The organism is Pseudomonas guariconensis, from assembly GCF_040822035.1.
Taxonomy (GTDB): domain Bacteria; phylum Pseudomonadota; class Gammaproteobacteria; order Pseudomonadales; family Pseudomonadaceae; genus Aquipseudomonas; species Aquipseudomonas guariconensis.
Genome location: NZ_CP162012.1, coordinates 2,490,674 through 2,515,211, shown reverse-complemented (window position 1 = coordinate 2,515,211; position 24,538 = coordinate 2,490,674). Strand labels below are relative to the sequence as shown.

The following is a 24,538-nucleotide window of genomic DNA, read 5'->3' as shown; positions in this document are numbered from 1 at the left end:
ACGTGGCTACTTGCCCAGGGTCGGTGCCCGGCAGGTACTACACCGGGCTGGAGCGGGCGTGCGTCACTGATTGCGACCGCCGCCGTGGCTGTGCTGGCCACCTTTGCGGCCGGCCTCGGAAGCGCGCTCCCGGTCGTTGGCAAAGTTGCCCCCGGAGTTCTGCCCGCCTTTGTGGCCTGCGCGGGAGGCTTTTTCGCGGTCGTTGGCGAAGTTGCCCGGGTTGGTTTCCTTGGTGCCGCCACGTTGTCCGCTGTTTTCTTGATCACGAGCCATGTCGTTTCTCCTTACAAGTGGATTAGCTGGGCACGGAATCGCACCGTGCAGTAGTTCCGAACCGGTCAGGGCAGGCTCTGCTCAATCGGTCTGTCGAGGCTCGGACGAGTGGCGCCAAACAATGCTTGAGCCAAACATTTGTACGCGAGTCTCTGGGTGGAGGATTTTTTGGCACTTTGAAAGTGGCGGCGCGGTCATACAGGGACGCCCATTATTCCTCGACCAGGAACCGTGCCATGATCCATGCCCACCCCGCCCACGCCTGCCGACAACTCGCCCTGGAACAGAACCGCCGTCTGCTCCAGCAGGCCTACCAACTCGACCACACTGCCTTCGCCTTGCTTGACCGCCCCGGGCTCGATGCCGGCCGCTTCGACCGCTACCAAACGTTGCGGCGAAAGGCGGCCGAACGCTATCAGGAGGCACTGGAACACCTGGCGCTGATCGAGCGAACGTTCGACGCGGGCAACGAGGCCCAAGAGCACTCGCCGCGCCGTTGAGAGCGGGCCTATAATCGCGCATCAACCGCCCGGCGATGCTTCGATGGGCCGAATCGTTAGGTCTGCAGAAGGCTGCACCCATGAAGTCATCCTCCAAGCCCGCCGTCGCCTCGCCTCAGAATCCGACGTTGAGCCCGAGCCACCTGGACTTTCCGGTGGTCGGCATCGGCGCTTCGGCAGGTGGGCTGGAGGCGATCTGCACTTTCTTCAAGCAAATGCCCGCCGATTGCGACATGGCCTTCGTGGTGGTGCTGCACCTGTCGGCGGACCACCAGAGCGTCGCCGACCGCATCATCCAGGAAACCACCGCCATGCCGGTGCGGCAGGTCAGCGAACCGGTGCCGATCGAGCGCAATCATGTCTACGTGATTTCGCCGGCCAACCGCCTGTCCACCAACGATGGCTACCTGCGGGTCAGCCCGGCCAACCGTCGCCGGGGCGATCATGTGGCGATCGACCTGTTCTTCCGCGACCTGGCCGATGTGCACAAGGACCATGCGTTTTGCGTGGTCCTCTCCGGCACCGGCGCCGACGGAGCGGTAGGTTTGTCGCGGATCAAAGAACAGGGCGGCGTGACTCTGGTGCAGTCCCCCGATGATGCCCTCTACGACAGCATGCCGCGGGCGGCACTGGAGACGGGCATGGTCGATGCCGTGCTGCCGGTGGCCGAGATGCCGCAAAAGCTCATGGAGCTATGGCGCAACGCTCGCCAGGTGAGGCTGCCGACCATCGAGGACGACACCCTGCCCCCTGCCCTGGGCACCCGTAGCGGCGACCCCGCCCAGGCCGAGCCGCTGCTCGATGAAATCCTCCTGCTGCTGCGCACCAATACCGGCCATGACTTCCAGCACTACAAGCGTGCCACCGTACTGCGGCGCATCGAGCGGCGCCTGCACGTCACCGGGCAGCCGAACCTGGCTGCCTACCAGCGCTACCTCGAGCAGCACCCGGCCGAATCTGCCGAGCTACTGGCAGACATGCTGATCGGCGTGACCAACTTTTTCCGCGACCGCGAAGCGTTCGAATCCCTGGAGCGCCATGTCCTGCCGGAGCTGGTCAGCGATGGCGAAAGCGGTGAGGGACCAAGCGAGGTGCGTGTCTGGTCGGCCGGCTGCTCCACCGGTGAGGAGGCGTACAGCCTGGCCATGCTCGTATGCGAGCAACTGGCGCTGGAGCGGCGCGCAGCGAAGGTCCAGGTGTTCGCCACCGACCTGGATGAGCGTGCCATCGGCACCGCCCGTACCGGCCTCTATCCAGAGTCGATCGTCACCGATGTGCCGCCGGCCCGGCTGCGCCAGTTCTTCGTCAAGGAAGACCAGCATTACCGGGTGCGCAAGGAAATCCGCGAAAAAGTGCTGTTCGCCCGGCACAACCTGCTGTCCGATCCGCCGTTCTCGCAAATCGACCTGATCGTCTGCCGCAATTTACTGATCTACCTGGATCGCGAGGTGCAGCGCGACATTCTGCAGATGTTCCACTTCGCCCTGCGCCCGGGTGGGCACTTGTTCCTGGGCACGTCCGAATCGGTGGATGTGGCCAGCGAGCTGTTCATCCCGGTGGACAAGCGCAACCGTATCTTCCGCACAAGCCCGGCCAGACCGGTCATTCGCTCTTCCGGCCGGCAGCTGCCGGGCGCCGAAGTATCCGTCGCCTTGCAGGACAGCCAGGCCAAGCTACGTCCCGGCCGGAAGATCTCCTATGCCGAGGTGCATCACCGCGCCCTGGCCAAGCGAACCCCGCCCAGCCTCATTCTCGATGGCGACGGCAATATCCTGCACATGAGCGATGGCGTCGGGCGCTTCCTACACCTGGTCGGCGGCGAGCCCAGCCGGAACCTGATCAACCTGGTGCTGCCAGAACTGCGCCTGGCCCTGCGCAGCACTTTGTTCCAGGCTCGCCATGGCAACGAGGCGGTGACCTCGCGGCCGGTAGAACTGGGCCAGATGCAGGTGGAAATCGCCGTGCATCCGCACAAGGACGAACCCAGCGGCAGCGAATGCCTGCTGGTGGTGTTCGAGGAGCGCGTGCCCGACCCTTCCCTGCTGCCAACCAGCGCCATTCGCCAGACCGACAGCATGGTCCTGAACAACCTGGAGCGCGAGCTGCAACGCACCCGCCTTCAGTTGCAGGAAACCATCGAGCAATCGGAAATTTCCAGCGAAGAGCTGACCGCCTCCAATGAAGAAATGCAGGCGATCAACGAGGAGCTGCGTTCGGCCAGCGAGGAGCTGGAAACCAGCAAGGAAGAGCTGCAGTCGATCAACGAAGAACTGCTGACCGTCAACTATGAACTCAAGAACAAGGTCGAGGAGACCGACAAGGTCAACGACTACCTGAGCAACCTGATCGCCTCCACCGCCATCGCCACGGTGTTCGTCGACCGTAACCTGTGCATTCGCTGGTTCACCCCCCGCGCCGCCGACATCTTCAACATCCTGCCCGTGGATACCGGGCGCTCGTTGCTCGACATCACCCACCGGCTGGATTACCCCGAGTTGGCCGACGATGCCCGCGCCGTGGCCCAGGGCACCACGTCCATCGAGCGCGAAGTGTGCGGTGAAAACCAGCACTGGTACCTGGCCCGCCTGCTGCCTTATCGGGCCAACGAGCAGAAGATCGACGGTACGGTGCTCACGTTCATCGATATCAGCAAAGGCCGTGCCGCCGAGGAGCGCCTGCGCCTGGGCGAAGAACGCATGCGCCTGGTGGCTGAAAGCACCCATGACTTCGCCATCATCCTGCTCGATGAACACGGGGTGATCACCGACTGGAACACCGGCGCCACGCTGATCTTCGGCCACGCAAAAGACGAGGTGGTCGGCCGCCATTACGAGCTGATCTTCACCGAGGAGGATCGCGCCAACGGCGTGCCCAGCCGAGAGCTGCGCGGTGCCCGCCTCAACGGTCGTGGCCAGGACGAGCGCTGGCACGTGCGCAAGGACGGCAGCCGCTTCTTCTGCAGCGGCGAAGTTTCCCTGCTCAAAGGCACTAGCCTGCTTGGCTACGTCAAGATCGCCCGTGACCTGACCGGCCACAAGCGCCTGCACGAGGAGCAGAGCAAGCAACTGGCCGAATCCCAGAGCAGCAGCCACATGAAGGACGAGTTCTTCGCCATCATGTCCCATGAGCTCAAGCACCCGCTCAACCTGATCCAGCTCAATGCCGAAATCTTGCGCCGCCTGCCTTCGGTGAAGAACACCAGCGCCGCCAGCAAGGCCGTCGGCACCATCTGCGAAGCCGTCGCCAGCCAGGCGCGGATCATCGACGACCTGCTCGATGTGGCACGCATCCGCACCGGCAAGCTCAAGCTCAAGACCGAACCTGTGAACCTGTGCACCATCCTGCGTGACATCCATGCCGTGGTGCGTAGCGAGCAACACCCGTGCGACGTGGTGCTGGAGTTGCCGGCAGACGACAACGCCCTGTTCATAGAGGGGGACATCACCCGCCTGGAGCAGATCATCTGGAACCTGCTCAACAACGCGCTGAAGTTCAGCCCCGCCGGTAGCGAGATCCGCCTGGTGCTGTCCAACCACGGCGAACAGGCGCTGCTGCAGGTGATCGACCAGGGGCTGGGGCTGAGCGAGGAAAGCCTGGAGAACATCTTCGACCTGTTCACCCAGGCCACCCCGCAAGTCACCAGCCACAGCCGCGAAGGCCTGGGCATCGGCCTGTCGCTGGTACGCCAGCTGGCCCAAGCCCATGGCGGCAGCGTTCAGGCCAGCTCGCCGGGGCTGGGCAAAGGCTGCACCTTCACCGTCCGCCTGCCGCTGTGCCACTTCAGTCCGCAACCGCAGCACAACCCAGGCGAGCAGCAGATGGCCCCACGGCTGGACAATACCCGGGTGCTGTTGGTGGACGACTCACCGGATGTACTGGAAATCATGCAACAGCTGCTGGAGATGGAAGGGGCGCAGGTCCATGCCTTCACTGATCCGCGCGCGGCGCTGAAGGCCGCGGCCAACGGGCAGTACGACATCATTCTTTCGGACATCGGCATGCCAGTCATGGATGGCCATGCGCTGATCAAGGCATTGCGCGAGCACCCGCACCTGCATGACATACCCGCCATCGCCCTGACCGGCTATGGCGCCAGCGCTGACCAGTACAAATCACGCCAGTCAGGCTTCGACCGCCATTTGAACAAGCCGGTGGCCTACGACGAGCTCGTGGAAGCGATCGAGGCATTGAGCGGTTCGCAGCCTTACTGACCGCTCATCCTGGCGGGTACAACTTCCAGCTGGCACCCAAGGCCCAATTCAGTAGGAATACTGGATTTTGCCTGGAGTCTGCATGAAGCCCCTCAAGCATCGCGCTACCGTGATCTGCCGCCATGGCAGGAAAACCCGCAAGTGGTTATGGGTCAGAAAGCCCAAAGCCGCCTGGACATTGCCAGGCGGCAAGATCGAGCCAGGCGAGACGCCGGTGGAGGCGGCCGAACGCGAGCTTTTGGAGGAAACCGGGCTCAGGGCCCGGGAGCTGACCTTCCTGATGCGCTATGAGTCGCCCGCCCGGGTGCATTACGTCTTCGAAGCCGAATTCGCCGACGCCCCGCGGCCCACGGCCAGCCACGAGATCGCCGATTGCTGCTTCGCGCATCTGGATCAGGTGCCCGAACTCAAAGATGACATCAGGCTGCTGATCCAGTCGCTACTCGCCTGTGATCGTGGCCTGGCTGAATCCGTGCGTTGATACTTGACCGGTTTTCGGCGGTGCCCCTTCGCGGGTTTACCGCGAAAAGGGCACATCAGCCCGAATCACGCATGGACACTGTGCTGGCAGGCATCGGCCTCGATCGGCATTTCGTCGATGGCGTCGATCATGCCGCTGGCCAGAGCTTCCTTGGCGCCCAGGATGCGCGGATAAGCCATCAGGTAACGCGGCACATCGAGCACTTCGCTAGCCCCCTCGGTCCGTTCGGCCACGATCTGGGCATACAGGCGCAGGTCGTAGTCCAGGCTCATGGCGTATTCGGCCATCCGTGAGTGGTCCACCGAACCGTGCAAGGTCCAGTGGAACGGATGGAACAGAAACTTGCTCAGCACGCATGCGGTGCGCCGCTCGCCCGCCAGGAACAGAATATTGCCCATGGATTCGACCGTACCCAGGTTGTGGGTATGCACCGGCACCGGCAACGAGCGCAGGAAGTTGTAGAGCGTGAAGCCGTAGCTGCACTCCCCGCCCATGGTCGCGATGTTGATTTGCAGAATATCCGCGCCCTGTTGCAGGGCGCGGGTGCAGGTGGTGATCAGGTTGCCGCAGGTGGATGAATTGATGGGGCCGGTGAAGTGAATGATGTGTCTGGCCATGTTTGCCTCCAAAGTTGGCGAAATCAGTCCAGTGAAGCGGGCAGACGGTCAGTCGGACTCGTCGGTGGCGGCCGGTGGCAAGTCGTCGCAGCCCTCGCCCATCTGCTGGTAATGCTTGCGCAGGGCGTGCAACTTGGCCGGATCCATGTGCTCCAGGTCCAGCAGCGCCTTGTGTGCCTTGTGCGTAGTACGCAGCAGTTCGTCGATCTTGATGTGCAAGACGTCGTTGTCGCGGTTCTGGGTGTTCTGGATCAGGAACACCATCAGGAAGGTGATGATGGTGGTCGAGGTATTGATCACCAGTTGCCAGGTGTCGTTGAAGTCGAACAACGGCCCGCTCACGGCCCAGGCCAGGATCAACAACAAGGCGATGGCGAAGGTCAGCGGTCGGCCGGCCCATTTGGCCAGCCATTGGGCGAAACGGTCGAATTTCATGCCGGCGGTCCTCCCTTGCTACCGGCATCAGCCCGGCAGCTTGTCCTCGCCTGGCAGGCCCTGCAAGTCAGGGTCGTCGGGCATGACCTCTGGATCGTCCTCGGGTCGCTCGCTGGCCTGAGGAAGCTGATTGAGTTCGTCGAATTCGGTATCGGTATTCATAGCGCCGCTCCTCTGACAATGCCGGGCGGACGAAATCGCCCCCGGCATCCGGTGGAATCGCCCAGCGCGGCAAAGTTCAAAAACGATGGCGCCAGAGCCGGTCAGAGGCCCAGCGAACGCCCCTTGGTTTGGTGGTCGGCCAGCCAACGCTCCAGCACTGACGCTGGCATCGGCCGCCCGAGCAAAAAGCCCTGGCCTTGGTCACAGCCAACGTTGCGCAGGAATTCGTACTGCGCCTGGGTCTCGATCCCCTCGGCAGTGATCCGAAAGCCCAGGGCATGGCCCAGGTCGATGATGCCTCGGGCCACCGCTTCGGCGTCATCATCGCCTGGCAGGTCCTTGATGAACGCCCGATCGATCTTCAAGTGATCGATCGGCAGTGCCCGCAGATAGGCCAACGACGAATAGCCAGTGCCAAAGTCGTCCACCGCCGTGACCACGCCCATGGCCTGCAATTGCGCCAGCACCGCACAGGCCTGTTGCTGGCTTTCCATCAGCAGGCTTTCGGTGATCTCCACCTCCAGCAGGCTGGCCGGTAGTTCGTGGCGCGCCAGGGCCGTGGCCAAGCTGGCGACGTAGTCGCTGCGCTCGATCTGCAACGCCGCCACATTGATCGCCAGCGGCCCAGGCAGGCAGTCCGCCGCACGCCAGGCTGCCAGCTGGGCGCAGGCCAGTTCCAGCACCCGCTCACCGAGGGGGATGATGAGCCCGGTGCGCTCGGCCAAGGGGATGAACTCGCCCGGCGAGACCAGTCCATGGTCAGGATCGCGCCAGCGCAACAGGGCCTCGACCCCTTCAAGCCGACCGCTGAACAGGTCCACCTTGGGCTGGTACCACAGCTCGAACTCATCGCATTCCAATGCCCGGCGTAGGTTGCGCTCCAGTTCTAGGCGCTGTTGCAGGCGCTCGGTCATCTCCGCCTGGTAGGGGCGCCAGGCGTTACGCCCGCCCTCCTTGGCCGCGTACATCGCCGTGTCGGCGTGGCGCAGCAGGCTGTCGGCGTCCTCCCCATGCTGCGGGCACCGGGCCACGCCAATGCTGCCGGTGACCAACGCGGCATTGCCATTGAGGTCGAACGGGCGCTGCAGGCACCGCAACAAGGCTTGTATCTGGAGATTGACCTGGCCTTGGCTGCCCTGAAGCATGAACACAAACTCGTCACCGCCCAGACGGCAGAGCCGATCGGCGCTGTGCAGTTCCTGCAGAAAACGTGCAGTGGCTTGTTGCAACAGTAAATCGCCCATCGGATGACCGAGGCTGTCATTGACCTGCTTGAAGCCATCGATATCGAGCATCAGCACCGCCAGACCATGGCCTTGGGCAATCGCCTCGGCGAGTTGGCGTTGAAACAAGACACGGTTGGGCAAGCCAGTAATGGTGTCGTAATGGGCCAGGCGTTCGAGCTGAGCCTGGGACTGTCGCAGCTCGCGGTTACGCTGTTTCAGCAGGCGCTGGTTGCCGTTGAGCTGAGCGACGAACACGCTGAACAGCCCCGTGCAGGTCAAGGCAAACATGAACAGCGGCGACGTGAACAAGCCCAGCACTGGCCATCCGCCCTGTGGGGCGGCGACCATTTGCCAATGGCCGCCGGGCACCTCCACCACCTGGCTGAGCAGCGGCTCATCGAACAAATGCGGATCACCCCAGATCATCGCACCCTCGGCGCCTTTGCCGTCCGTACCGCGGACCGCCACCTGGAAGTCCATGTCCGGTCGCAGGCCCGCAGCCCACAGCAAGCGATCGATATCCGCGACGATCGATACATTGCCCCAGTAGAACCTCACCCCTCGCTTGCCCGTGACGAATACCGGCCGCCGATAGATCAGCGCCCGGCCGCCCTGGAACAGCTGGACCGGCCCGGCCAGCACCGCTTGGCGATGCTCACGGGCCGATTGCAGCATGGGGAACTGGTCGGGCAGGCGACGGTAATCCAACCCAATGATGGCGAGGTTACCTTCACGCGGGTAGACATCAGTGATCACATCATCCGGAGCCAGGGCGATGTGATGCATGTAGGGCACCGACTCGAGGGCATCGAAGGCCATGCCTTGAAAATGCGCCTCGCTGATGCGGCCATCGGTGGCGATCAGTTGCGCAATGCCCTCGGCCTCGCCGAAGGCTGCGCGCAACTGGGCCTCCAGGGCACCACGCACCCCAGACAAACGCGCCGAGATATTGGCGATCTGCTCGCTTTCCTCACGCTGGTTGTCCAAGTGTCCAAGTACCACCGACAGGCCGATGCCGACCACGGCGAAACCGACCGGCAACAGGCGATGGAGCGTGCGCCGCAGCGCGCATTTTGCGGGCGGAGCCGGTTCATCGAGGGAGAGCTGAAGAGTGTTCATGGGCCACGGTCGAGTTCGATTGATCCTGTATCGGCGTGCGGGGGGCAAATTTGAGCCACACTGGTGTTTTTCTACGACAGGGTGCATGCTCACCAGCTGAAGCGTTTCACCAAGCCAAAAACAACGTGAGGTGCCGTACCCATGGATCCTTTGCTCGATTCGCTGTTTCCTGCTGCCGACGACATTCCCGAAGCCTGGCGCCTGGGCGCCCCGCTGGAGCAACGCGACTACCTGGTCGGCGGCCAACTGCGCCGCTGGGACGGCCCATTGGCCACGGTGCGCAGCCCGGTCTGGCTAAAGGAAGGCGACGAGGAACGCCAGGTGATCCTCGGCAGTGCGCCGCTGCTCGATGCCGACACCGCCCTCACCGCTCTGGACGCCGCCGTACAGGCCTACGATAAAGGGCGAGGCACCTGGCCGACCCTGCGCGTGGCCGAGCGTATCCAGCATGTCGAAGCCTTCCTGGCGCGCATGCGCGAGCAGCGCACGGCGGTGGTCAAGCTGCTGATGTGGGAGATCGGCAAGAACCTCAAGGATTCGGAAAAGGAATTCGACCGCACCTGTGACTACATCGTCGACACCATCAACGCCCTCAAAGACCTGGACCGGCGCTCCAGCCGCTTCGAGCTCGAGCAAGGCACCCTCGGCCAGATCCGCCGCGCACCGCTGGGCGTCGCGCTGTGCATGGGCCCCTACAACTACCCGCTCAACGAGACCTTCACCACGCTGATTCCGGCGTTGATCATGGGCAATACCGTCGTGTTCAAGCCGGCCAAGTTCGGCGTACTGCTGATCCGCCCACTGCTGGAGGCATTTCGCGACAGCTTCCCGCCGGGGGTGATCAACGTGATCTATGGCCGTGGCCGCGAGACGGTCAGCGCCCTGATGGCCAGCGGCAAGATCGACGTGTTCGCCTTCATCGGCACCCACAAAGCCGCCAGCGACCTCAAGAAGCTACACCCACGCCCGCATCGGCTGCGCGCAGCCCTGGGCCTTGACGCCAAGAACCCCGGCATCGTCCTGCCCCAGGTGGACTTGGACAACGCCGTCGAAGAGGCCGTGACCGGCGCCCTGTCGTTCAACGGCCAGCGCTGCACGGCCCTGAAGATCCTGTTCGTTCATGAAGACGTGGTCGAGCCGTTCCTGGACAAGTTCCAGCGCAAGCTCGCTGCGCTCAAGCCCGGCATGCCGTGGGAGCCAGGCGTGGCCCTCACGCCGCTGCCCGAGCCGGGCAAGATTGACTACCTGGACGGTCTAGTGGCCGATGCCACCGCCAAGGGTGCGCGGGTACTCAACGAAGGGGGTGGGCTCAGCCGCGGCTCGTTCTTCTACCCAGCCTTGCTCTACCCTGTCAGCGCCGACATGCGCGTCTACCACGAAGAACAGTTCGGCCCCCTGGTGCCCGTGGTGCCCTACCGCGACCTGCAAACGGTGATCGACTACGTGCTCGACTCCGACTACGGCCAGCAGCTGAGTCTGTTCGGCAACGACCCGCAGACCATCGGCATGCTGGTGGACACCTTCGCCAACCAGGTCGGGCGTATCAACCTCAACGCCCAATGCCAACGCGGGCCAGACACCTACCCGTTCAACGGCCGCAAGAACAGCGCCGAAGGCACCCTGTCGGTGCATGACGCACTGCGCGTGTTCTCGATCCGAACACTGGTGGCGACCAAGTTCCAGCAAGCCAACAAGGAGCTGATCAGCGAGATCATCCGCAACCGTCAGTCGAGTTTCCTGACCACCGATTACATCTTCTGACGCCGGCGCTTATAGAAAATCGATCTAACCGACCTGTCGATTTTCTCTGTGCGCAAACGACTCTAAGCAACAGGGCGCCAACCGGCGCCCTCACGCGAAGGAGAATCGAACATGGCAGTCAAACCCATTCCCGAAGGCCAGCACAGTATTACCCCATACCTGGCCATCAACGACGCCGCCAAGGCCATCGAGTTCTACAAAAAAGCCTTTGGCGCGGTCGAAATGTTCCGCCTGGACGCCCCCGGCGGACGCGTCGGCCATGCCGAGCTGAAGATCGGCGACTCCTCGCTGATGCTTGGCGATCCCTGCGATATGGAAGGCGGCCTGACCGCCAGCCAGAAGCTCGCCGGCGCCGGTGTCGGCCTGCATCTGTATGTGGAGGATTCGGACAAGGTCTTCGCCCAGGCCCTCGCTGCTGGCGCGACACAGCTGCACGCGGTGACGGACCAGTTCTACGGTGACCGCAGCGGCAGTCTGAAAGACCCGTTCGGCAACATCTGGTTCGTCTCCACCCACAAAGAAGACCTCACCCCCGACGAAATCCGCGCCCGCGCCGCGAAGATGTTCGGCGGCAACTGAGCACGGTTGAATGCGCGGCGCGTTTGCTTGAAGCTTGTCGCTCGTAGCTTGGAGCTGCTTCATGCGAATCATCGACAAAACCGCCGCGCAAGTGCGCAGCCTGACCCCGGCCGAAGAGGAACTGTTGGTCGGCTTTGCCACTGGCGCCCTCGCCGGCCCGCGACTGCTGCAAGCCAACCAGTGGCTGATGAAAGTGCGCAGCGCCAACCAGTGGTTGGCCTGCGATTGCCGGCGCGATGCCCTGCCGGTGCTCAACATCACCCTCAACGGCAGTACCGGCACCTTGTTCCTGCGCAACAACCCTGACACCCCCGAGCACGCTCCGGGCTGCCCGTTCACGAAGGTCGAGCGCGAAGCCAGTGAGCGCACTGAGCAGGCCGCACAACCTGCCGCGTGGCTGGCGCCCGATACTCCACTGCGTCTGCTGGGCGACTTCCACGCTGCCAGCGAAGGTGGCCCAGCCAGCGCCGGAACCGCTACGGAACGTCGCGAACAGCAGCGTTTGCTCTCGGTGCTGCTGACCTGGATGGAAGCCAGCGGGCTCAACGTCTATGCCACGCACCTGAAGAAAGACCTCACCGCTCAGTTCGCCGACCTGCGCGGCGTGGCTGCCCGTTACCCGCTGGTCGAGCGTGTACCGGCGAGCAACTACTTGGAAACCCGCCTGGACATGAAGCACATGATGATGCTCAAGTCCCGTCTGCGCGAAGCCAAGGCCTTCGGTAATCATCGCCGTCATGGGTTGTTGCTCGACTGTGTCGACCAGATCAAGGGACGCAAGGTCTTCAACGCCCGCACCGAGGACGGCTTTGACTTCCAGGGCCACCACCTGTATTGGGACGGCGGCAAGACGCGCGGGCCGTTGCTGGCACTGATGCTCTATTCACCGACCACCGCCGGCAGCCATTTCTACGAGCTGATCCACGTGGCGAGCGTCCCGGTGCTGTCACGTGGGCACCTGTTCCCGGTGTACCGCGACGAAGAGCGCGAGCCGCTCAAAGCCTTGGTGTCGTTGATCGACTGGATGGCGAGCAAGGGGGTCAAGGTGTTGATGCGCAGGCCGGTGATCGGCGGCCAGGTGATGGATGAGCTGGTGCTGACCTCGGATCAGGACCGGGTGCTGTCGGTGTCACTGCTCGAACAACCGATCGGACCTGAGCCAGACACCGAGAACTTCAAGCGCTACGCCGACTTCAAGAGCCTTGAGACCTTCCGCAAGTTCGTCGCCGGCTTCTTCATGCGCGAGCGCTGAAGCCAGCGCTGCCCTCTTCGCGGGTAAACCCGCTCCCACAGGTTCGCTGTTGCCCTGAAGCACAGCGCGGTGCCAGTGGGGGCGGGTTTACCCGCCAAAGCGTCAGTACAGACGCCCCAAGACTTGGCCTAGAACGCCGCCTTGAAGATCGCCTCGATCTGCGCCTGGCTCGCAGGGCGTGGGTTGGTCAGCCCGCAGGCATCCTTCAGGGCATTGGCCGCCAGCAGCGGCACATCCTCGACCTTCGCCCCCAACTCCGCCAGCCCCGCCGGGATCCCGATCGCCGCCGCCAGATGCTCGATGGCCGAAATCGCCGCGCCAGCGCCCTGCTCGGCATCCAGCGCACAGACCTTCACGCCCATGGCCTTGGCCACGTCACACAGCCGTGCGGCGCTGACCTGGGCGTTGAAGCGCTGCACATGGGGCAGCAACACCGCATTGCACACGCCGTGAGGGAGGTCATAGAAACCGCCCAACTGGTGCGCCATGGCATGCACATACCCAAGCGAAGCGTTGTTGAACGCCATGCCGGCGAGGAACTGGGCGTAGGCCATGTTCTCCCGCGCCTTGAGGTCGCCACCATCGGCCACGGCCTGACGCAGGTTGTCGCTGATGAGGGTAATGGCCTTGAGTGCACAGGCGTCGGTAATCGGCGTTGCCGCCGTAGACACATAGGCCTCGATGGCATGGGTCAGGGCATCCATGCCGGTCGCGGCGGTGAGGCTCTGCGGCATGCCGACCATCAACGCCGGGTCGTTGACCGACAGGATCGGCGTCACGTTGCGGTCGACGATGGCCATTTTCACGTGCCGCGCCTCGTCGGTGATGATGCAGAACCGCGTCATCTCGCTGGCGGTGCCGGCGGTGGTATTGATCGCGATCAGCGGCAACTGCGGCTTGCTGGAACGGTCGACGCCCTCGTAATCACTGATGTGACCGCCATTGGTGGCGCATAGGGCGATGCCCTTGGCGCAGTCGTGGGGCGAACCACCGCCCAGGGAAACCACACAGTCGCACCGCGCCTGACGCAGCAAGGCCAGCCCCGCCTCGACGTTGGCGATGCTCGGATTGGGCTTGGCGCCATCGAACACCACCGAATCGATGTCGCGCATGGCCAGCATGCCGGCGATACGCTCGGCGACCCCGGCCTTGACCAACCCAGGGTCTGTGACGATCAGTGCCTTGCGCAGGCCGAAACCTGCGATGGCGGCCATCGCCTCCTCCAGACAGTCGATACCCATGATGTTGACGGCGGGAATGAAGAACGTGCTGCTCATGGCCGAACCCTCGCGAAAAGTCTGTTTGTCTTCGAGGATCTGCCTGATTGCAGTGAGGGGTGTTGATCCAGCGCAAGGCCACGCCTACAAACGCAGCGTGGCTGACACGCTGAAGGGCCGCAAAGCGGTCCCTGCGCGCTAGGTTCTGCACGAAATGTATCCGCACTCGAGCGCTGCCCTAGCCCAGGAACAACCGATACGCCGGGTTGTCGGTTTCATCCCAATAGCGATAGCCCATGTCATCCAGGGCCTGGGGCAGGCCTGGCAGCTCATCGCCCGGGACCTCCAGCGCAGCGAACACCCGCGCCTCAGCCGCACCGTGGTTGCGGTAGTGGAACAGGCTGATGTTCCAGCGCTTGCCCAAGCGCTCGAGAAAGCCCAGCAATGCCCCGGGGCGCTCGGGGAACTCAAAGCGCAGCACCCGCTCATCCGCCCCTGGCGCAGCATGGCCGCCCACCGTATGGCGCACGTGCAGCTTGGCCAGTTCGTTGTCGGTCAGATCCAGCACGTTGTAGCCCTGTTCGCGCAGGCTGGCCAGCAGGTGCTCGCGCGGGTCGTGCTGGGGGTGGGTTTGCACGCCCACGAACAGCCGCGCCTCCTTCCCAGGAAAATAGCGGTAGTTGAATTCGGTGATCTGGCGCTTGCCCAGCGCCTGGCAGAACGCCCGGAAGCTGCCGGGGCGCTCGGGGATGGTAACAGCGATGATCGCCTCGCGCTGCTCACCCAGTTCGGCGCGCTCGGCCACGTGACGCAGGCGGTCGAAATTGACGTTGGCGCCGGAATCGATCGCCACCAGGGTCTGGCCTTGGACGCCTTCGCGGGCCACGTACTTCTTGATCCCGGCCACCGCCAGGGCACCGGAGGGCTCGGTGATCGAGCGGGTGTCGTCGTAGATGTCCTTGATGGCCGCGCACAACTCGTCGCTGCTGACCGTCACCACCTCATCGACAAAATGGCGGCACAACTCGAAGCAATGGGCACCGACCTGCGCCACTGCCACGCCGTCGGCGAACGTACCGACCTGGGGCAGGATCACCCGCTCGCCCGCCGCCAGGGCAGCCTGCAGGCAATTGGAATCCTCTGGCTCGACCCCGATCACCTTGACCTGCGGGCGCAGGTACTTGACGTACGCCGCGATGCCCGCCACCAGGCCACCGCCCCCCACCGGCACAAAGATCGCGTCCAGGGCGCCGGGTTGCTGACGCAGGATTTCCATCGCCACGGTGCCTTGGCCGGCGATCACGTCCGGGTCATCGAACGGCGGCACGAAGGTCGCGCCGTCGCTGTCGGCCAGTTGCAGGGCATGGGCCAGGGCATGGGGGAAGCTTTCGCCATGCAGTACCACGTGCCCCCCGCGCGAGCGCACCCCTTGCACTTTGAGTTCCGGGGTGGTGGTCGGCATGACGATGGTCGCCCGCATGCCCAGCCGTGAGGCGGCCAGCGCCACGCCTTGGGCATGGTTGCCCGCCGACGCCGTGATCACACCGCGCTCGCGCTGGGCTGGGGTCAAGCGCGACAAACGGGTATAGGCGCCGCGAATCTTGAAAGAAAACGTCGGTTGCAGGTCTTCGCGTTTGAGCAGCACTTGGTTGCCCAAGGTGGCCGACAGCGCGGGTGCCAGTTGCAGGGGTGTCTCGATGGCCAGGTCGTACACCGGGGCGCTGAGAATGCGGCGCACCTGCTCTGAAAGCAGCTGCGCGGGCGAGGCGGTGTTACGAGGGCTGACGCTGAGGTTGGTCATCGATGACTCCTGGTGTTTTCGAGGGCCCAGGAGTCGGAAAGAAAAAACCCGCCTCCAGGGCGGGTTCGGTGCACGTACGCGCTAGCCCGCCAATCCGATAATGGCGGTAATAATAATGGCGCGACGCTGCAGGTATGGGTTCATGGGTTGGGAAATTAGCCCGCCACCCCGTAGGAAGTCAACACCTCCTCTTTCAGGTAAATTCCCCGCCAGGCATTAAGCGCGTCAATCTAGCGCTTGGCGAGCGGCAGTCGACGCCGCGGTAGCGGTAGCAGACGTTCGCCCGACGGGACGCCAGCACTTGGCTGGACCAGTTGAGCAGTCTGGGCTTGACTCTCTGAGGGCGGAGACATCCGCTGCAGCACAGCGCCAATCAAACACCAGAGAACTTCAAGGAGTTCCCGTCCAGCATGTTCAAGACCATCGAAGACCAGTTGCGCAAGCAGGTGGCCCCCGCTGCGCTGCGCGCCGAATTCCGCCAGCACGAATTCGAGGCCATGCGCCGGTTCTGCCTGCTGATATTCAGCGTCAGCATCGTCATCTGGCTGATCTTCGACCTGATCGTCAGCTACCTGGGCGATCAGGAATTCACCTGGCGATCGATGGTGTTTCTCGCTGCACTGTGCGCCATCACGGTCGTGCTTGGGTTTATCCGCAAAAGCCAGCATTTCGACGTACTCAACCTGATGTTCATCGCGACCATCACCCTGGGCATGCGCCTGGTGATAGACGGCATTCCCATTGCCCTGCGCCCCGTGTGGCTGGTGTTGGGGGTGTCGACGGTGCTCTACAGCGTTTCGGTGCTGCCGGTACAGCGTTGGTCGTTCTTCTGTGCCATGGCCATCACTTGGCTGGTGCTCAATCCTTTCCAGCACACGCGTATCGAGTTTCTCGAACTCGAAGGTGCGATGTTGACGAGCTATGCGGTGTTTCTTTGCGGGCTGGTGATCTACGCCTATTTGCGGATGCGCCAAGCCAAGCTGCACAACTTCTACCTATCCAAGGTCCTGATGGAGCAGGCCTACATCGATGCCCTGACTGAAATCCCAAACCGCCGGTCGTTCATGCTCAAGGCCGAACAGCAGTTGCAACAGGCCCCATCCGGGCAGTACCTGGCGATGATCGACATCGATAATTTCAAGCGGGTCAACGACCGCTTCGGCCATGACATCGGTGATGAGGTGCTCAAGCGTGTGGCCGCGCACATCAAGGCGAGCATGGCCAGCTATGCCTATGCACGCCTGGGCGGCGAAGAGTTCGCCATCTATTTCCAAGGGCTGGATCAGCAAGGTGCCGAGCGGCAAGTGGGAGCGCTGTGTCAGCGGGTGCGCGAAGACCTGAACGCGCACCCGGTGACCATCAGCATCGGCCTGACCCGCGTCGAGCAGGGTGACACCCTGAGCATGGCGCTGGTGCGGGCCGACCAGGCGCTGTACGAAGCCAAGCACAGTGGCAAGGACCGGTTCGTCTGCTGGTCGGCGCAACTGGCAAAAGGTGCCTAGTGGCTGGGTTGCGCACTCCGATTTACCCGCCAAGAACGCACCTTGGTGTCAGACCAACCTGGCCGTTCTCTAACCTGCCGGCAGACGAATCCTGAACTGCGCACCACCAAGCGCCGACTGGGCCACGGTCAGTGTCCCGCCCTGCCCCTCGATGGCCCGCCGGCTGATGGCAAGCCCCAGCCCGAAACCACCGGTACTGCGGTCCCGGCTACGGTCCAGCCGGTAGAACGGCTGGAAGATCCGCTCGCGTTCCTCGGGAGGAATGCCGATGCCGTCGTCTTCCACGGTCACCAGGCACGCGCCGTCTTCTTCCGCGCGCAGGCGCAGCAGCAGGCTCTCGTCGCAATAGCGCATGGCATTGCGCACGAGGTTCTGCACGGCGCGCGCGGTCAGACGGGGGTCGAGCACGAAACGCGGCAACCGGGTCTCGGCCCGCACTTCCCACTGAATGCCCCGCCCGTCGAGCTCTTCGGCGAACCCGCCGAGCACGCTGTCGACCAGCTCCAGCAATGACACCTCGACCCGCTCGCGGGCCTGGTCGGCATTCTGCAGGCGGCTGTAGGACAGCAGCTCCAGCACCAGCTCATCGAGTTCACGCACGTGCCCGACCAGTTCCAGCAGGCGCTTGCGGCATGGTGGTGGCACCTCATCGAACAACAGCACCAGGCCGAAATCCAGCCGAGTCAGCGGTGTGCGCAACTCGTGGGACACCGCATTGAGCAGCTCGCGCTGCTGATTGACATGCCGCTCCAGGTCGCTGGCCATGGTGTCGAATACCCCGGCCAGCTCGCCGATGTTCGAGCGCGGTGAAATATGTGTCCTTTCGGCCATCTGCCCCTGGCCCAGACGCCGGGCGGTTTCCTTCAGGCGTTCCAGATCACGCCAGTGCGGCCACACCCACAGCAGCAGGCAACCGAGCATGGCGGCGCCGATCAGCACCGTGACTCCCCAGGACAACAGGTTGATGTCCAACGGGTCCGGTGGGGTGTACAGGCTCACCAGCCAGTCCTGGTCCAACGGCGCCAGGGCGGTGTCGTAGTAGCCCCAGTCGGCGATACGCACCACGTTCTGGCCTTGCGTCAGGCGCGCGCGCTCCGGCGCCGTCAGTTCGGCCTGGTCCATGCGCAGCAATTTGATTTCCAGTGGCGCGAAGCTCTGCGCCAATTGCCGCTCCACCTGCGGCCACTGCTCGCGCGGGGTTTGCTGGAACTGGCGCACCAGCAGCGATTGCACGCCCTTGGCCTGCTCCAGGTTGTAGGCCATGAAGCGGTCATGGAACAGGCCGACGATGGTGTCGGGGATGAACAGCAGGGCGCCGGCATAGGCGGCGATGATCACCAGATACAGGCGCACCAGAATCTTCAGCATGGCGTGTCAGTACTCCCACTCGACCCGGCTGAACAGATAACCCTTGCCCCACACAGTCTTGATCTTGCGCGCCTCACCGGCGTGGTCATCGAACTTGCGCCGCAGCTTGGAGATGGCCACGTCCACCGAGCGGTCGGTGCCGTTGAACTCGATGCCGCGCAATTGCTGGAGAATGCGGTCGCGGCTGAGCACCTCGCCGGCATTGCGGGCCAGCACCACCAACAGGTTGTACTCGCTGCTGGACAGCTCCACCTCGTCGCCGCGCCAGGTGACGACACGCTCGGCCAGGTCGATGCGCAAGCCCCCGACCTGGATCAGGTCACTGTCCAGGCGAGGTTCGTTGACCGTGCTGCGACGCAGCAAAGTGCGTACCCGTGCCAGCAGCACGCGTGGCTCACACGGCTTGGTGACGTAATCGTCGGCGCCCATCTCCAGCCCCAACACCTGGTCGTGGCTGTCGTCGCGGGCAGTGAGCATGAGGATCGGCAGGGATTGCGACTCCTGACGCAGCAAGCGGCATACCTGCAGGCCATCCAGACCCGGCAACATCAGGTCAAGCACCACCAGATCGGGCTTTTGCCGGCGGAACTCTTCCAGCACGTGGTCGCCTCGGGCAATCACCCGGACGTGAAAATCGTTTCGTTGCAAGTAGCTGGCGATCAGTTCGGACAAGGCACTGTCGTCTTCGACCAGGAGAATATTCGGCATAGGCGGTGAGAAGAACGGGTGAATGAAGAGGATTGACGCGCTGCAGGATATAGAATCCCATGGCCGTCAATGAGAATTCTTACACTTTTTCACATTCGCCCTACATAGCTTCACAGCCAACGCAGGAGCGGCTGCCTTAGCATAGGCTCGGTCATTTTCGGAAGATCCGCATGTCAATTTCTTTCCCTTTTCGTCTGCGCCCCCTGGCGCTTCTGGCGCTGCTGACCCTGTCGTTGGCCGGCTGCGACGACGCCGCCGAGCAGGACGCACAGACACCCCCGCCCCAGGTCCGGGTCGAAACCGTGCAGGTTCAGCCCCTGGCCATCAGCACTGAGCTCAGCGGTCGCATCCTCGCGCCGCGCACCGCCGAGGTCCGCGCACGGGTCAGCGGCGTGGTGCTCAAGCGCGTGTACCGCGAAGGCAGCGACGTCAAACAGGGCGATGTCCTGTTCTTGATCGATCCTGCGCCGTTCAAGGCCGACCACGACGCCGCCCGCGCCACCCTGGCCAAAGCCGAGGCCAACCTGTACCAGGCGCGCCTGCAAGAGCAGCGTTACCGCGAGCTGGTGGACGACAAGGCAGTCAGCCGCCAGGAGTACGACAATGCCCGCGCCGCCTTCCTCCAGGCCGGCGCTGTCGTGGCCGAGGCCAAGGCAGCCCTGGAACGTGCCCGCCTGAACCTAGGCTACGCCACGGTCACCGCGCCGATTTCCGGACGCATCGGCAGGGCCCTGGTCACCGAGGGCGCATTGGTGGGCCAGAACGAAACCACACCGCTGGCGACCATCCAGCAGTTGGACCCGATCCACGCCGACGTCACCCAGTCGACCCGCGAGCTCAACACCCTTCGCCGGGCCATGCGCGCCGGCGAGTTGCAGCAGGTCGGCGAAGGCCAGGCCAGGGCGACCTTGATCCAGGACGACGGCACGGCCTATCCGCTGCCGGGCAAGCTGCTGTTCTCAGACATCAGCGTCGACCCGAGTACCAACCAGATCACCCTGCGCAGCGAGTTCCCCAACCCGGACCTCGACCTGCTGCCGGGTAGCTATGTGCGCGTGCGCCTGGACCAGGCCGTGCAACCGAAGGGCATCAGCGTGCCGCAGCGCGCGATCCTGCGCGACAGCGCCGGTGTGCCCAAGGTGCTGGTGGTCGATGAGCAGGCGCGCATCAGCGAACGCCAGGTGGTACTGGGCAACGCCCAGGGCGATCGCTGGATCGTCACCCAGGGGCTGGCCGCAGGCGAGCGCGTGGTGATCGAAGGCCTGCAACACGTCAAGGCAGGCGACCAGGTCCAGGTCGACACTGCCCCAGATGCCCTGCCCATCGTTCAGCACACTGGCCAGTGAGGGCCTGATTCATGCCGCAGTTCTTCATCGACCGCCCGGTGTTCGCCTGGGTGGTCGCGCTGTTCATCCTGCTTGCCGGCGCCCTGGCCCTGCCCCAGTTGCCGGTGGCCCAATACCCCAACGTGGCGCCGCCACAGGTGGAGATCTACGCGGTCTACCCGGGCGCCTCGGCGGCGACCATGGACGAAAGCGTGGTCAGCCTGATCGAGCAGGAGCTCAACGGCGCCGACAACCTGTTGTACTTCGAGTCCCAGAGCAGCCTGGGTAGCGCCACCATCACTGCCACCTTCGAGCCGGGCACCCACCCGGACCTGGCCCAGGTGGACGTGCAGAACCGCCTTAAGGTGGTCGAGTCACGCCTGCCACGCCCGGTGACGCAGCAGGGCCTGCAAGTGGAGAAGGTCTCCACGGGCTTTTTGCTGCTGGCCACCCTCACTTCCGAGGACGGCAGCCTCGATGAGACCGCCCTCTCCGATATCCTCGCGCGCAACGTGATGAACGAGATCCGCCGCCTCAAGGGCGTGGGCAAGGCCCAGCTGTATGGCTCGGAGCGAGCCATGCGGATCTGGATCGACCCGCAGAAGCTGATCGGTTTCAACCTCACGCCCAATGACGTGGCCGACGCCATTGCCGCGCAGAACGCCCAGGTCGCCCCCGGCAGCATCGGCGATCTGCCGGGGCGCGGCACTCAGGAAATCACCGCCAACGTGGTGGTCAAGGGCCAGTTGGGCACACCCGAGGAATTTGCCGCCATCGTCCTGCGCGCCAACCCCGACGGCTCCACGGTGACCATCGGCGATGTCGCCCGGGTGGAGATCGGCGCCCAGGAATACCAGTACGGCACACGCCTCAACGGCAAACCGTCCACCGCCTTCAGCGTCCAGCTCTCACCGGGCGCCAACGCCATGGAGACCGCGACCCTGGTGCGGGCCAAGATGGAAGAGCTGGCACGTTACTTCCCCGAGGGCGTGCGCTATGACATCCCCTACGACACCTCACCCTTCGTCAAGGTGTCGATCCAGCAAGTGATCAGCACCCTGTTCGAGGCCATGCTGCTGGTGTTTCTGGTGATGTTCCTGTTCCTGCAGAACATCCGCTACACGCTGATTCCGACCTTGGTGGTGCCCGTGGCGCTGATGGGAACCTTCGCCACGATGCTCGCAATGGGCTTTTCGGTGAACGTGCTGACGTTGTTCGGCATGGTCCTGGCCATCGGCATTCTGGTGGACGATGCCATCGTGGTGGTGGAGAACGTCGAACGGATCATGGCCGAGGAAGGCCTCTCGCCCAAGCAGGCCACGCGCAAGGCCATGGGCCAGATCAGCGGCGCCATCGTCGGCATCACCCTGGTGCTGGTGGCGGTGTTCCTGCCGATGGCCTTCATGAAGGGCTCGGTGGGGGTGATCTACCAGCAGTTCTCGGTGTCGATGGCGGTATCGATCCTGTTCTCGGCGTTCCTGGCCCTGAGCCTGACCCCGGCCCTGTGCGCGACCCTGCTCAAGCCCTTGGCCAAAGGCGAGCACCACGAGCGCAAGGGCTTCTTCGGCTGGTTCAACCGTCGCTTCGAACGCATGAGCGAAGGCTATCAACACTGGGTGGTGCATGCCCTCAAGCGCAGCGGCCGCTACCTGTTGGTCTACGGCGTACTGCTGGCGGTGCTCGGCTATGGCTTCAGCCAACTGCCGAGCGCCTTCCTGCCCACCGAGGACCAGGGCTACACCATCACCGACATCCAGTTGCCGCCAGGTGCCAGTCGCATGCGTACCGAGCAGGTGGCCGCGCAGATCGAGGCACACAACGCCGGCGAGCCTGGCGTGGGCAACACCACGCTGATCCTGGGCTTCAGCTTCTCGGGCAGCGGGCAGAACGCCGCACTGGCATTCACCACGCTCAAGGACTGGTCCGAGCGCGGTGCCAAGGACAGCGCCCAATCGATCGCCGACCGCGCAACCGAGGCCTTTGCCCAGCTCAAGGACGCGGTGGCGTATTCCGTGCTGCCTCCACCCATCGACGGGCTGGGTGAGTCCACCGGCTTCGAGTTCCGCTTGCAGGACCGCGGCGGCATGGGCCACGAGGCGTTGATGGCAGCCCGAGACCAATTGCTGGACGAGGCCCGCAAGAGCAAAGTGCTGACCAACGTGCGCGAAGCCTCGCTGGCCGAGAGCCCGCAGGTCCAGCTGGAGATCGACCGGCGCCAGGCCAACGCCTTGGGCGTGTCGTTCGCCGACATCGGCGCGGTGCTCGACACGGCCGTGGGCTCGAACTACGTCAACGACTTCCCCAACCAGGGCCGCATGCAGCGGGTGGTGGTGCAGGCCGAAGGCGATCAACGCAGTCAGGTGGAAGATCTGCTCAAGATTCACGTGCGCAACAGCAGCGGCAAGATGGTGCCTCTGGGGGCGTTCGTGCAGGCCAAGTGGGTCAGTGGCCCGGTGCAGTTGACCCGCTACAACGGCTACCCGGCGGTGTCCATCTCCGGTGAGCCCGCCGCTGGCTACAGCTCCGGCGAGGCCATGACCGAAATCCAGCGCCTGGTCGACCAGTTGCCGGCCGGCGCAGGCCTTGAGTGGACGGGCCTATCGCTGCAGGAGCGGTTGTCCGGCAGCCAGGCGCCGCTGCTGATGGCGTTGTCGCTGCTGGTGGTGTTCCTGTGCCTGGCGGCGCTGTACGAGAGCTGGTCGATCCCCACCGCAGTGTTGCTGGTGGTCCCGCTGGGCGTGCTCGGCGCCGTGCTGGCGGTGACCTTGCGCGGCATGCCCAACGATGTGTTCTTCAAGGTCGGCCTGATCACCCTGATCGGCCTGTCGGCGAAGAACGCCATCCTGATCATCGAGTTCGCCAAAAGCCTGGTGGACCAGGGCCAAGACCCGGTCAGCGCCGCGGTGCAGGCCGCGCGTCTGCGCTTGCGGCCAATCGTGATGACCTCGCTGGCGTTCATCCTCGGCGTGGTGCCCCTGGCCATCGCCACAGGCGCAAGTTCGGCGAGCCAACAAGCCATCGGCACCGGCGTGATCGGCGGCATGCTCAGCGCCACCCTGGCGGTGGTGTTCGTGCCGGTGTTCTTCGTGGTGGTGATGCGCCTGGCCGGGCGACGCCAGGCCAAGGACAGCCAGGCGCAGCCCCACGAAGCCTGACTGGACAACACCTGCGTGACATGGGAGGGTTCCGGGCAATGACTGCCTGGAACCCTTTTTCATGTCTGCTCCCCTGCCCCCTTGTTCCGTTCTCATTCTTGCCGGCGGCCGCGGCCAGCGCATGGGCGGCCGCGACAAAGGCCTGGTGCCCTGGCACGGCGAGCCGCTGGTGGCCCATGTGCAGCGGGTGGTACGGCCGCTGAGTGACGATGTGGTGATCTCGTGCAACCGCAACCACGAGGCATACCGGGCCTATGCCGATCAGTTGGTGTCCGACGCCGAGGCGGACTTCCCCGGCCCGCTGGCCGGCGTGATCGCCGGGCTCGCGGCAGCACGGCATGACTGGGTGGTGGTGCTGGCGTGCGATGCCCCACGCCTGGATCAAGCGTTGGTCACCGACCTGCTGCGCCTGGCAGTCGAGCACGACAGCCCGGCCATGGTGCGCCAAGGTGGGTTCTGGCAGCCGATGTTCAGTGTGTTGCCACGCAAGGTATTGCCGCTGCTGGAACAGGCCTGGAGCACTGGCGAACGGAGCTTGCAGAAGGCCCTGTTGCGCACGTCCGTGCAAGGGCTGGAATGTACCGAGACAGATAGTCGGCTGAGCAACTTCAACAGCCCCCAGTGGCTCGAACAGTGACCAAGGCCGCTGCGCGGCCCATAGCAGGCTTGGCCAGTACCCCCAGGCGCCATCCCCGACCGTACGGATACTTACTACACGCCAGCCCAGACACCACCAATCGCGACCTCAGAAGGCCAAGTGGAGGTGTCTGGAGGGGTTGGCGCGCAGCGCCCTTCGGCGCAGCCGAAGTCGCGAGATGGAGGCTTGCGCAGCAAGCCGGAGGCCGC

Annotated in this window: 19 protein-coding genes; 10 read left to right on the top strand and 9 right to left on the bottom strand. The window is 64.1% G+C overall.

Features of this window, described 5'->3' with window-relative positions; all coding sequences use genetic code 11:
• Positions 1 to 63: 63 nt before the first annotated feature.
• Positions 64 to 273: a general stress protein gene (locus AB1N67_RS11490; RefSeq protein WP_043213337.1), complete on the bottom strand. Its 210-nt coding sequence runs from the start codon at positions 271 to 273 to the stop codon at positions 64 to 66.
• Positions 274 to 509: 236 nt separating this feature from the next.
• Here AB1N67_RS11490 and AB1N67_RS11485 point away from each other — a divergent pair, with 236 nt between their 5' ends.
• From AB1N67_RS11485 to AB1N67_RS11475, 3 genes are all read left to right on the top strand, one after another.
• A complete protein-coding gene (locus AB1N67_RS11485) occupies positions 510 to 773 on the top strand; it encodes a hypothetical protein (protein ID WP_090342670.1) in 264 nt (87 codons plus the stop codon).
• An 80-nt stretch (positions 774 to 853) separates the two neighbouring features.
• Positions 854 to 4,984 (top strand): CheR family methyltransferase, encoded by a 4,131-nt coding sequence (locus tag AB1N67_RS11480; RefSeq protein ID WP_367863824.1) that lies wholly within the window; start codon positions 854 to 856, stop codon positions 4,982 to 4,984.
• 82 nt (positions 4,985 to 5,066) lie between these two features.
• Positions 5,067 to 5,465, top strand: a complete 399-nt coding sequence (locus AB1N67_RS11475) for an NUDIX domain-containing protein (RefSeq protein ID WP_043213342.1) — start codon at positions 5,067 to 5,069, stop codon at positions 5,463 to 5,465.
• A gap of 65 nt (positions 5,466 to 5,530) precedes the next feature.
• On the opposite strand, the gene AB1N67_RS11470 is transcribed toward AB1N67_RS11475, so the two are convergent.
• The 4 genes from AB1N67_RS11470 to AB1N67_RS11455 all read right to left on the bottom strand — a co-directional run bounded on the left by AB1N67_RS11470 (position 5,531) and on the right by AB1N67_RS11455 (position 9,024).
• Positions 5,531 to 6,082: an ATP-dependent Clp protease proteolytic subunit gene (locus tag AB1N67_RS11470; RefSeq protein WP_043213344.1), complete on the bottom strand. Its 552-nt coding sequence runs from the start codon at positions 6,080 to 6,082 to the stop codon at positions 5,531 to 5,533.
• A 48-nt stretch (positions 6,083 to 6,130) separates the two neighbouring features.
• Positions 6,131 to 6,517 carry a low affinity iron permease family protein gene (locus AB1N67_RS11465; protein ID WP_367863823.1) on the bottom strand — a complete coding sequence of 129 codons (387 nt, stop codon included), beginning with the start codon at positions 6,515 to 6,517 and terminating at the stop codon, positions 6,131 to 6,133.
• 27 nt (positions 6,518 to 6,544) lie between these two features.
• Positions 6,545 to 6,679, bottom strand: a complete 135-nt coding sequence (locus AB1N67_RS11460) for a hypothetical protein (RefSeq protein WP_256664376.1) — start codon at positions 6,677 to 6,679, stop codon at positions 6,545 to 6,547.
• Between the two features lie 101 nt (positions 6,680 to 6,780).
• The gene (locus AB1N67_RS11455) at positions 6,781 to 9,024 is read right to left on the bottom strand and encodes a bifunctional diguanylate cyclase/phosphodiesterase (RefSeq protein ID WP_043213347.1); all 2,244 of its coding nucleotides are present in this window, start codon (positions 9,022 to 9,024) and stop codon (positions 6,781 to 6,783) included.
• 141 nt (positions 9,025 to 9,165) lie between these two features.
• Between AB1N67_RS11455 and AB1N67_RS11450 the strand changes: the two genes are divergently transcribed.
• The 3 genes from AB1N67_RS11450 to AB1N67_RS11440 all read left to right on the top strand — a co-directional run bounded on the left by AB1N67_RS11450 (position 9,166) and on the right by AB1N67_RS11440 (position 12,616).
• Entirely contained in the window at positions 9,166 to 10,785 is a 1,620-nt protein-coding gene (locus tag AB1N67_RS11450) for an NADP-dependent glyceraldehyde-3-phosphate dehydrogenase (protein ID WP_043213350.1), read from the top strand.
• Positions 10,786 to 10,896: 111 nt separating this feature from the next.
• On the top strand, positions 10,897 to 11,364 hold the full coding sequence (locus tag AB1N67_RS11445; RefSeq protein ID WP_043213352.1) for a VOC family protein: 468 nt from the start codon (positions 10,897 to 10,899) through the stop codon (positions 11,362 to 11,364).
• A 61-nt stretch (positions 11,365 to 11,425) separates the two neighbouring features.
• Entirely contained in the window at positions 11,426 to 12,616 is a 1,191-nt protein-coding gene (locus tag AB1N67_RS11440; protein WP_043213354.1) for a hypothetical protein, read from the top strand.
• A 128-nt stretch (positions 12,617 to 12,744) separates the two neighbouring features.
• Here AB1N67_RS11440 and yiaY read toward each other — a convergent pair whose 3' ends face one another.
• A complete protein-coding gene (gene yiaY / locus AB1N67_RS11435; protein WP_367863822.1) occupies positions 12,745 to 13,893 on the bottom strand; it encodes an L-threonine dehydrogenase in 1,149 nt (382 codons plus the stop codon).
• A 178-nt stretch (positions 13,894 to 14,071) separates the two neighbouring features.
• Positions 14,072 to 15,634, bottom strand: coding sequence for a threonine ammonia-lyase, biosynthetic (ilvA, locus tag AB1N67_RS11430; RefSeq protein ID WP_102081704.1), 1,563 nt, complete (start codon positions 15,632 to 15,634; stop codon positions 14,072 to 14,074).
• A 410-nt stretch (positions 15,635 to 16,044) separates the two neighbouring features.
• Between ilvA and AB1N67_RS11425 the strand changes: the two genes are divergently transcribed.
• Positions 16,045 to 17,136, top strand: a complete 1,092-nt coding sequence (locus AB1N67_RS11425; RefSeq protein ID WP_043213361.1) for a diguanylate cyclase — start codon at positions 16,045 to 16,047, stop codon at positions 17,134 to 17,136.
• Positions 17,137 to 17,205: 69 nt separating this feature from the next.
• On the opposite strand, the gene AB1N67_RS11420 is transcribed toward AB1N67_RS11425, so the two are convergent.
• Both AB1N67_RS11420 and AB1N67_RS11415 read right to left on the bottom strand, forming a co-directional pair.
• Positions 17,206 to 18,504: an ATP-binding protein gene (locus tag AB1N67_RS11420; RefSeq protein WP_043213362.1), complete on the bottom strand. Its 1,299-nt coding sequence runs from the start codon at positions 18,502 to 18,504 to the stop codon at positions 17,206 to 17,208.
• 6 nt (positions 18,505 to 18,510) lie between these two features.
• Entirely contained in the window at positions 18,511 to 19,212 is a 702-nt protein-coding gene (locus AB1N67_RS11415) for a response regulator transcription factor (RefSeq protein WP_043213365.1), read from the bottom strand.
• Positions 19,213 to 19,382: 170 nt separating this feature from the next.
• Here AB1N67_RS11415 and AB1N67_RS11410 point away from each other — a divergent pair, with 170 nt between their 5' ends.
• From AB1N67_RS11410 to mobA, 3 genes are all read left to right on the top strand, one after another.
• The gene (locus tag AB1N67_RS11410) at positions 19,383 to 20,558 is read left to right on the top strand and encodes an efflux RND transporter periplasmic adaptor subunit (RefSeq protein ID WP_090342658.1); all 1,176 of its coding nucleotides are present in this window, start codon (positions 19,383 to 19,385) and stop codon (positions 20,556 to 20,558) included.
• 11 nt (positions 20,559 to 20,569) lie between these two features.
• Positions 20,570 to 23,692 (top strand): multidrug efflux RND transporter permease subunit, encoded by a 3,123-nt coding sequence (locus tag AB1N67_RS11405; protein ID WP_367863821.1) that lies wholly within the window; start codon positions 20,570 to 20,572, stop codon positions 23,690 to 23,692.
• A gap of 61 nt (positions 23,693 to 23,753) precedes the next feature.
• A complete protein-coding gene (gene mobA, locus AB1N67_RS11400; protein WP_043215940.1) occupies positions 23,754 to 24,329 on the top strand; it encodes a molybdenum cofactor guanylyltransferase MobA in 576 nt (191 codons plus the stop codon).
• Positions 24,330 to 24,538 lie beyond the last annotated feature (209 nt).

Coding starts and splice junctions, on each gene's coding strand:
- AB1N67_RS11490 (WP_043213337.1), bottom strand. CDS start 273: ATGGCTCGTGATCAAGAAAACAGCGGACAACGTGGCGGCACCAAGGAA.
- AB1N67_RS11440 (WP_043213354.1), top strand. CDS start 11,426: ATGCGAATCATCGACAAAACCGCCGCGCAAGTGCGCAGCCTGACCCCG.
- ilvA (WP_102081704.1), bottom strand. CDS start 15,634: ATGACCAACCTCAGCGTCAGCCCTCGTAACACCGCCTCGCCCGCGCAG.
- AB1N67_RS11415 (WP_043213365.1), bottom strand. CDS start 19,212: ATGCCGAATATTCTCCTGGTCGAAGACGACAGTGCCTTGTCCGAACTG.
- AB1N67_RS11460 (WP_256664376.1), bottom strand. CDS start 6,679: ATGAATACCGATACCGAATTCGACGAACTCAATCAGCTTCCTCAGGCC.
- AB1N67_RS11475 (WP_043213342.1), top strand. CDS start 5,067: ATGAAGCCCCTCAAGCATCGCGCTACCGTGATCTGCCGCCATGGCAGG.
- AB1N67_RS11450 (WP_043213350.1), top strand. CDS start 9,166: ATGGATCCTTTGCTCGATTCGCTGTTTCCTGCTGCCGACGACATTCCC.
- AB1N67_RS11410 (WP_090342658.1), top strand. CDS start 19,383: ATGTCAATTTCTTTCCCTTTTCGTCTGCGCCCCCTGGCGCTTCTGGCG.
- AB1N67_RS11425 (WP_043213361.1), top strand. CDS start 16,045: ATGTTCAAGACCATCGAAGACCAGTTGCGCAAGCAGGTGGCCCCCGCT.
- yiaY (WP_367863822.1), bottom strand. CDS start 13,893: ATGAGCAGCACGTTCTTCATTCCCGCCGTCAACATCATGGGTATCGAC.
- mobA (WP_043215940.1), top strand. CDS start 23,754: ATGTCTGCTCCCCTGCCCCCTTGTTCCGTTCTCATTCTTGCCGGCGGC.
- AB1N67_RS11465 (WP_367863823.1), bottom strand. CDS start 6,517: ATGAAATTCGACCGTTTCGCCCAATGGCTGGCCAAATGGGCCGGCCGA.
- AB1N67_RS11485 (WP_090342670.1), top strand. CDS start 510: ATGATCCATGCCCACCCCGCCCACGCCTGCCGACAACTCGCCCTGGAA.
- AB1N67_RS11455 (WP_043213347.1), bottom strand. CDS start 9,024: ATGAACACTCTTCAGCTCTCCCTCGATGAACCGGCTCCGCCCGCAAAA.
- AB1N67_RS11445 (WP_043213352.1), top strand. CDS start 10,897: ATGGCAGTCAAACCCATTCCCGAAGGCCAGCACAGTATTACCCCATAC.
- AB1N67_RS11470 (WP_043213344.1), bottom strand. CDS start 6,082: ATGGCCAGACACATCATTCACTTCACCGGCCCCATCAATTCATCCACC.
- AB1N67_RS11420 (WP_043213362.1), bottom strand. CDS start 18,504: ATGCTGAAGATTCTGGTGCGCCTGTATCTGGTGATCATCGCCGCCTAT.
- AB1N67_RS11405 (WP_367863821.1), top strand. CDS start 20,570: ATGCCGCAGTTCTTCATCGACCGCCCGGTGTTCGCCTGGGTGGTCGCG.
- AB1N67_RS11480 (WP_367863824.1), top strand. CDS start 854: ATGAAGTCATCCTCCAAGCCCGCCGTCGCCTCGCCTCAGAATCCGACG.